A 7618-nucleotide genomic window follows, 5' to 3' on the forward strand; every position below is an offset into this window, starting at 1 on the left:
AGGCGACGATCGCCAAATCGCCCCAGCCCCACCTCCATCGACATAAGACCGCTCTCCACAAGACTGCCTCCCGCCAGGGAATCAGTCTTCGCCGATCTTCGCAACAAAGATGTGTGCATCAAATAGCGGCTTTCCGGGCGTCTCGACTGCCAATGCCCAGCCGGCCGTGATCGGCGGCATGCTGTTTGTCGGCGGCACCGATAGCAAGGTGCGCGCGCTCGACGCCAGGAGCGGCTGCACATTCTGGACGCTGACGACGGACGCGCCAGTACGCACCGCGATCAGCTTCGGTCCGCTCGCCGGGAAGAATGAGTTCGCGATTTTCTTCGGCGACGTGCGCGCCAATGCCTACGCCGTAAATGCAACAACGGGCGCGCTGATCTGGAAGCAGAAGGTGGAAGACCATCCCGCCGCCCGGATTACCGGTACGCCCACTCTGTTTTCCGGCGTCCTCTACGTTCCGGTCTCCTCCATCGAGGAAGCGACGGGATCGCGGGCCTCGTACGAGTGCTGCACGTTTCGCGGCAGCGTGGTGGCCTTGGACGCGGCGACCGGCGGGCCGATCTGGAAGTCGTACACGATCCCGGAAGCGCCACGCCCGACGACCAAGAATGCCGCGGGGGTGCAGCATTACGGTCCCTCTGGTGCCTCGGTCTGGTCCGCGCCAACGATCGACGTGAAGCGCCAGGTGCTGTACGTCGCGACAAGCAACTCCTATTCAAACCCACCGGCAGATACCAGCGACGCTATCCTCGCGTTCGACCTGAAGACCGGCCGGATGTTATGGCATCGGCAGGCGACCCCAAAGGACAGCTATGTTGTGGCCTGCTTCGGCTATGACAAGACCAACTGTCCGGAAGACCCCGGTCCGGACCACGACTTCGGCCAGTCGCCAATCCTGGTGGGCTTGCCGGACGGGCGGCGCATGCTGGTGATCGGGCAGAAGTCCGGGATCGTCCACGCCTTCGATCCCGACAACGAGGGCAAGATCCTCTGGCAAACGCGGGTCGGCAAGGGAGGGCCGCTGGGCGGCAGCGAGTGGGGCTCAGCCGCGGATCAGGAGCGGATCTATGTCGCGAACTCCGACGTGCGGTTTCTTCGCGACGGCACAAGGCGTCTCGATCCGAACGCAGGCGGCGGTCTGTTCGGGCTGAATCTGGCGGACGGCAAGGTCACCATGCAGGTGGCGCCGGTCTCCTGTGGTGACCGCGAGCGATGCAGGCCAGCCCTCTCCGCGGCCGTTAGCGCAATTCCAGGTGTTGTCTTCTCCGGCGGCGTGAGCGGCTATTTGCGCGCCTATGCGACCGACGATGCGCGGCTGCTCTGGGAATTCGACACCGCGCGCGACTATGAGACGGTGAACGGCGTCCCGGCGCATGGCGGCGCCATCGACGGCCCCGGCCCGGTCATCGTGGACGGCATGCTCTATGTCAATTCAGGCTACGCGCAATGGAGCGGCATTCCCGGCAACGTGCTGCTCGCGTTCGAGGTGAGCCGGCCCTGATATGGGACGCGGCGATGGGCTGAGGAAAGCCGATGCAGAAAACATCGTGCGCCGGCCAGAGATCGGGCGCGTTACGAACGTAACAGACTGATGATCCTGTGAAATCGAGCTGAAACTCCGCGCGACCAACATCCCCCTTCGTTGACCCCGGGCATGTGGAAAAGCGGAGACTGTACGATGAGGGCAGAGACCAGCGCCAAGAATTTTTCCGTTGACCCCGCTAGCGCCGAAATCCCGACGCTTACCGTGGCGGAACTTGAAGCGGATACTCACGGTGTGTTCCGCACCTACCGCAAGGAATACCCAGTGGTGCTGCACGAGACTGGCGGATATTTCGTGCTGCGCTTCTCCGATGTTGACCGTCTGAGCAAGGATCCGCGCTTCCTCCCCAGCGGAACGAGCTTTCCCGAGATGCAGGGCTTCAGCAGTGGAACGATATTCGATGCATTCGACTATGGCATGCTGACGGCCGACGGCGATGTGCATCGGCGCCGCCGTGCGCCGTTCTCACGATTATTCGCTGCCCGCGCGATCAATGAGATGCGTCCAAGCATTCGCCGCGCGGCCTCGGACCTCATCGAGGAGTGGTACGGAGATGGCGAAGTCAATTTCTTCGAAGAGTTCGCAGCCAAACTGCCCGCCCGCATCATTGCCGATCTTTTGGGACTCCCGCGCGAGGACATCCCGGAGTTTATGCTGCTGGTCTATGTGGTGTCCAAGGTCTTCCTTCTCGGGCTGAGCCCGGACGAAGTCGTCGAGGTCGAAAAGGCAGGGCAGCGGCTACGCGAGTATGTCGACAAAGTCCTCGACGAACGTCGCCGCAGGCCGCGCGGGGATTTCCTGTCCGCGTTCCTGGCTGCCGCGACCGAAGGGGGTGAAATGTCCCCCGAGGAGATGCTTTACCAAATTTTCCAGCTGATCGTCGGTGGCACCGATACCACCAGGGTCGCGATCGCAGTACAGGTCGATCTTCTGCTTCAGCATCGCGAGCAATGGGAGCAGGTGTGTTGCGATCCGGATCTGGTTTCAGGCGCGGTCGCCGAAGCGATGCGCTTCGAGCCGAGCGTCGGGGGAGCCGCAAGGGTCACGAGCGAGGATGTCGATGTTGGCGGGACTCTCATCCCGGCCGGCCAGCTTGTCACGTTATCGACCATGTCGGCCATGCGTGACGAGATGACCTACGATCGCCCTGATATCTTCGATATTCATCGCACCAACCAGCCACGGCTGCATCCGATCTTCGGCTATGGCGCGCATCGGTGCATCGGCGAGGCGATCGCCCGCGCCGAATTGGAGGAAAGCCTCAGCGCGATCGCTGCCCGCATACCGCAGCTCAACCTGGATGTGCCGCCGAAAATCAGCGGCCATTTCGGAATCCGTCGCGCCGACACCATGCGGCTCTCCTGGAAGCCGTAAAACGGTCGGGCAAAGGTCCGCGCTACAGACGCCGGCGCGACCGCAATTGACTGGATAACCGGCGGCTGCGGTCTGCCAATTCGTCCGTCTCGAGGTCGACGGCGGCGGAGGCCAGGCGATAGCTGCCGATCCTGCCGATGACGTCCGCGGCCGAGACCTGTGGCCGGGCTCCGTTGGAGTCGCGTGGGAGGGATGGGCTTCCGATCGTCCGCCTGGTCGCCGCGTCAACGCAGACTGCCTGGTAAGCCTCCCTCCGCGGCTTGAGGACGATCACACAGTCCCGGTTGGCCGAGTAGGACACGCGGAAGCTCAAGTAAGAGACGGTCATCGTCGGTCCTGTTCACGGGCAAAGTTCCGCCGTTCGCAGACGAGGACGCCTGCGGCCATTGCTTCGCGGGATTGGGAAGGGATTTACGTGTTGGTTTCGCTAGCCCGCAGTGCCAAGGCGTGCGAGCAGAGTGTAGGTCGGGTGCTCATGACCCGACACGTAACGCAAATCCTTGAAAAGTCGCTTCGAAATATCTCTAAAATTGGATGCAATGGCGAGATCGTCGTCGGCCGGGGAGGCTCGCTAGGCTAACCGCGACCGACAAGATGGGCTGCAGAGCGCCAGGCGTGACGCGACAGCGCTTCGAGGCTTCGAACCGTTTCGACGCGAACGAGCGCCGCGTCGGCGGTCAGCGTTCCATTGGCGACCGCGCCCAGCGTCGCGCTGCGGTGGGTGCGCAGCATTTCGCCAAGTTGCGTCGCACAACGCTCGAGCTCGGGCATGGCCTCGTCAGTCGAAACCGCGCGCGGACCGGCCATGACGTCGGCGCCATGTGAGGCTGGCATGACCTGCGGCGATCCGGCGGCGCGGGGCACCGCCACGCCGCGCGCGATCGCGGCCGCGCTTCGCATCGCTTCTGCGCATAGCTCTGCGGCGCGGATGTCCTCCGGTCCGCCACCCACCGAGCCGAAATTGATTCCGCTATTCGCCATTTCCGTCAGTCGAGATGCGTGGTCGAGTGCGTGCAGTGTGCTCGTGAGACGCTGTTGCTCGTCGTCGGTCTCAGGCGGTCCGGTCACATCCGACAGGAATATTTGTGCCTGGCGCAAGGCATCGGCCGCATCCTGCACCGATGCGGCGTCCTTCCCCAGACGGATCGGTTCAGCGCGGCCGGCCAGCGCCGCCTCGATCGAAGCGCATACCGTTGCGAGCGCGCGCGCGATCGTTCGCCGCACCGCTTCCACCGCCACGATCGGGCTCGCAAGCGCGGAAGGATCGAGGCACCGCGTGAGCGGCGAGCCACGCTCGGGCAGAATACGCTCGACCAGTCGCGTGAACCAGTTGACAAACGGCAGCAGCACCACCACGCCGACAACATTATACGCCGTGTGATACCCGGCCAGCAACGTGACGCCATCGACGGTGCTCGAGGCACGCACGAGCAGAGGGATGACGACGGGGAAAAGCACCAGCGCGATAACGGCGGCGATAAGCTTGAAAAGGACATAAGCGATGGCCAGCCGCTTGGCCGTGGTGCTTGCGCCAATCGCGGCCAGGCCGGAACTCGTCGCTGTTCCGATGTTCTGGCCGATGATCAGCGCACAGGCCTGGTCCAGCCCGACCGCACCGGCGAAGTAGGCAGACAACGTGACCGCGACGGCGGCCGTTGACGACTGCATCAGCGCGGTCATCACCAGCCCGACCACGACCAGCACCAGCACGCCGAACAGGCCCGACCACCACCCGGCTTCGGGACTGGCGAGAACGGCAGGCAGGTCCGCCGGGTGCAACCGTTCGGCCAGCCCGCCCATGCCCTGCTGCAGGGTCGTCAACCCAAAAAGCACAAGCCCGAACCCGGCCAAAGCGGCGCCCATCCCGGATATTCGCCCGCGAGCCAGAAGCTTGGTCAACGCGCCAACAAAGATCATCGGCAGTGCCGCGGCGGTGAGCGAGACGCGGACGCCGATGAGCGCGACCAGCCAGCCGGTCCCCGTGGTGCCGACATTCGCCCCGAAGACGAGGCCCAACCCTTGCTGGAACGTCAGCAGGCCCGCGCTGACGAGACCGATCGTCGTCATGGTCGTTGCGCTGGAGGACTGCACCAGAAGCGTGACGATAGCGCCCCAGAAGGAGCCGTGCAGCGGCGTCGCCGCCGCCTTGGCTAGCACCGTGCGCAGGGCGGACCCGGCCAGCGCCTTCAGGCCGTCCGTCATCACGGTCATGCCCAGCAGGAAGAGGCCGACGCCGCCGAGTGTTGAGATGGCCATAGACATGCGGGCTCCTGACGATCAGGCCAGCTCCCGCACTCTAGCGCAGTTGGCGCGCGAAGGCAGCCGACAAGGCCCGCAATGTGCAACCGGCGCGCCGGTGCCCTGTTTCTCGCGGCTACGCAGCAAAGTCTGTGCTTTTCCAAAACACCTGACGTCTGTGAGTGAACCAAGGATTCGAATATCTGCGGAAGAAGACGGACGACGAGCGGCGACGGCTCCGGAGATGGACCTGAGGCGCGGAACACGATGCCGAACGTCCACCGTGGACAAGAGGCTGCGCCAAGCATTGTGGCGCACGTCGGGAGAGGGGCCCGGTATTCGCTGTGGCGCTCGGGGGGCGGTTCAACGCTGGGTGGACTTCGCTTCCTCGTCGTGAACGATTTTAGCCAGACCGTAGGCTAGTATTGCATCGTCGTTTCTTCCTAATTTTTTCAAGATAACACCGAGCGAGTGCCAGCGCGTGGCCTCCCGTGGCTCGAGGATGATCGCCCTCAACATGCAATTCAGGGCGGCATGAGTTTGGCCATCTTCGTCCAAGCGGACGGCGCGTTCTGCCTGTCCGGAATGAAAGTAAGGGTATAGATAGCACAATCTGTCGAAGCACTCGCGTGCCGAACCAGCCTTGCCTTGTTCGAAGGCCCGATTGATGAAGTCGTCGATCTCGTCAGCGCAAATGCTGCGATACAAACCGCGCAGGGCAGACTCGGCTTCGTCTGGATCAAATTTGCCGACGGCTCGAAATAAATCGACCGCCTCCCGTGACATATCCTCAGATCCTATTTGTGCATACTTTTGATTGTACTGAGCAGAGATCGCCTCCAAACGCTCAATATCGCCGATCTCTTCCGACGAACTTTCGGAGAAAGTGATCTGCCCATTCCGCGACGGAGCTTGCTTGCAGAGCAACTGGATCACCGCGTTCTTCATCGCGAGATCTCTGGAAGAGCCGATAGATTCCAGGAACTCTGCAAGACTGGGAGCGTTTTCGATCTCGTCCGGCTGAAATAGTTCGACCCGGCTAAACATATAAGCGTCGTCGCGAAGCAGCGTTGGCCCAGCAATGGGAGCCAGAGTTTCTGAAATCCGCGCCCATCCATCCGGCAAGGGATGCTCTCTGATTCCGAATTCCGTGACGAGATGCTGCAGGCATGTAGGTACCAGTGCCCGTTCATCGAGCATGCGGTCTTTCCAATCCGCCGTCTTGCCACTCAAAAGGCAGCAAGCGGTCGCGCACATCGTGAAATCTGACGTATATTTGAACGTGAGGAATTGGCCACTCCATATTCGAAAGAGCCTTCCGAATCCGCCTGCGTCGGCCCTGATCTCTTCAAGACGCGTCAATTTCGTAACGAACTGCAATTCGTCCTGAACCTGGAATTCGTGAAAGACCGAAACGACGGTGCTGAGCATTGGATGAAGGGCCATTTGCCCGAGCAACCACGCATCGTAGGAATCGGCACTCAACACTTGGTCAATTTCACTTTCCGCTCGGTCGAGAAGCAGCGAAAGATCGTCGGTCAACTCGGGTCGAACCGCCGGTTTGTCGAGATTGAATTCCTTGAACTGCGCGCGCGTCCATTCCGACGCACTCGACGGCGCGTGCTCGAGGAAGAAGTCAGCCAGGTCGGAGTCATCGTGAACGCAGCGGCGAGCCCTGAGTAACCAAATCATCGCCTGTATGGCCACCAGCCGGTCGACGATCACGCCTTTGATCTGAAGATCGATGACGTATTGAATTGCCGCATCGATACCGCCTGGGCTCTTCACGAGCCACAGGGCGGCTCTGACAACCTTCAGAATCATCGCCGATTGCGGACTTTCTCCCAATTGAAGATTCCAGCTCAGGTACCATGAGTTCAGGTGCCGTTCGAGCGAAACGTTTCCCGACGGTTCAAACACGCCAGCGGGTGGGGCAGTCGGCGGCCAGTCCAAAGTATTATAGATGATGGGATCACCTGATGCGATCGGCTCGCGCGATGCTTCCGGATCAATGTGGTCCAGCGCTGCCAGCAGCATCTTGAGGAATGCCAGTCGCGGAAGAATTGCCGAATTGAGAACCTCAGATGCTCTTGTGGAGTGATTGGCGAGGATTCCAAAAGCTCTCATTTGCCCAAAGAGGCTCTGGGCTATGTGCAGGATGGGCGAGCCGCGAAGTTGCACCATCGCTTACTCCTTCGCTTTCTTCCCGAATGCCTTTCCGACAACCGGAATCAATGCAAGCAGGTCCCGGCGTATGTCCCAGAGCGCCCGAAGGAGGATCGTGAGATGCTCCCGAACCGAAATGCCTTCGCTTCGAGAATAGGGGATGCCCCTTAGCATTACAGTTGTCTTTTTGTTTTGAAGTGCGCGCGCTGGGCGGCGGCCTGGTGAGCTCTACGCCAAAGTGACCATGCGATGATGTGTGCGGGTTGGATTCGCTTTCGAGCGAGTCTGATGGCG

4 protein-coding genes are annotated in these 7618 nt (G+C 61.6%); 2 read left to right on the top strand and 2 right to left on the bottom strand.

Annotation, left to right across the window (positions count from 1 at the left end; genetic code table 11):
• Nucleotides 1-109 precede the first annotated feature (109 nt).
• Together ACZYOF_RS40840 and ACZYOF_RS40845 are read left to right on the top strand one after the other, a co-directional pair.
• Nucleotides 110-1504, top strand: a complete 1395-nt coding sequence (locus ACZYOF_RS40840; RefSeq protein WP_463719286.1) for an outer membrane protein assembly factor BamB family protein — start codon at nucleotides 110-112, stop codon at nucleotides 1502-1504.
• 177 nt (nucleotides 1505-1681) lie between these two features.
• Nucleotides 1682-2920 (top strand): cytochrome P450, encoded by a 1239-nt coding sequence (locus tag ACZYOF_RS40845; protein ID WP_463719287.1) that lies wholly within the window; start codon nucleotides 1682-1684, stop codon nucleotides 2918-2920.
• A gap of 576 nt (nucleotides 2921-3496) precedes the next feature.
• Here ACZYOF_RS40845 and ACZYOF_RS40850 read toward each other — a convergent pair.
• Together ACZYOF_RS40850 and ACZYOF_RS40855 are read right to left on the bottom strand one after the other, a co-directional pair.
• On the bottom strand, nucleotides 3497-5182 hold the full coding sequence (locus ACZYOF_RS40850; protein ID WP_463719288.1) for a Na/Pi cotransporter family protein: 1686 nt from the start codon (nucleotides 5180-5182) through the stop codon (nucleotides 3497-3499).
• A gap of 339 nt (nucleotides 5183-5521) precedes the next feature.
• Nucleotides 5522-7342 (bottom strand): tetratricopeptide repeat protein, encoded by a 1821-nt coding sequence (locus ACZYOF_RS40855; RefSeq protein ID WP_394566793.1) that lies wholly within the window; start codon nucleotides 7340-7342, stop codon nucleotides 5522-5524.
• Nucleotides 7343-7618: the final 276 nt, after the last annotated feature.

The sequence above is a fragment of the Bradyrhizobium sp. LeoA1Lang genome (assembly GCF_055413685.1).

Excerpts from the sequence above, each read along its gene's own strand:
- ACZYOF_RS40840 (WP_463719286.1), top strand. The coding sequence starts at position 110 with ATGTGTGCATCAAATAGCGGCTTTCCGGGCGTCTCGACTGCCAATGCC.
- ACZYOF_RS40845 (WP_463719287.1), top strand. The coding sequence starts at position 1,682 with ATGAGGGCAGAGACCAGCGCCAAGAATTTTTCCGTTGACCCCGCTAGC.
- ACZYOF_RS40850 (WP_463719288.1), bottom strand. The coding sequence starts at position 5,182 with ATGTCTATGGCCATCTCAACACTCGGCGGCGTCGGCCTCTTCCTGCTG.
- ACZYOF_RS40855 (WP_394566793.1), bottom strand. The coding sequence starts at position 7,342 with ATGGTGCAACTTCGCGGCTCGCCCATCCTGCACATAGCCCAGAGCCTC.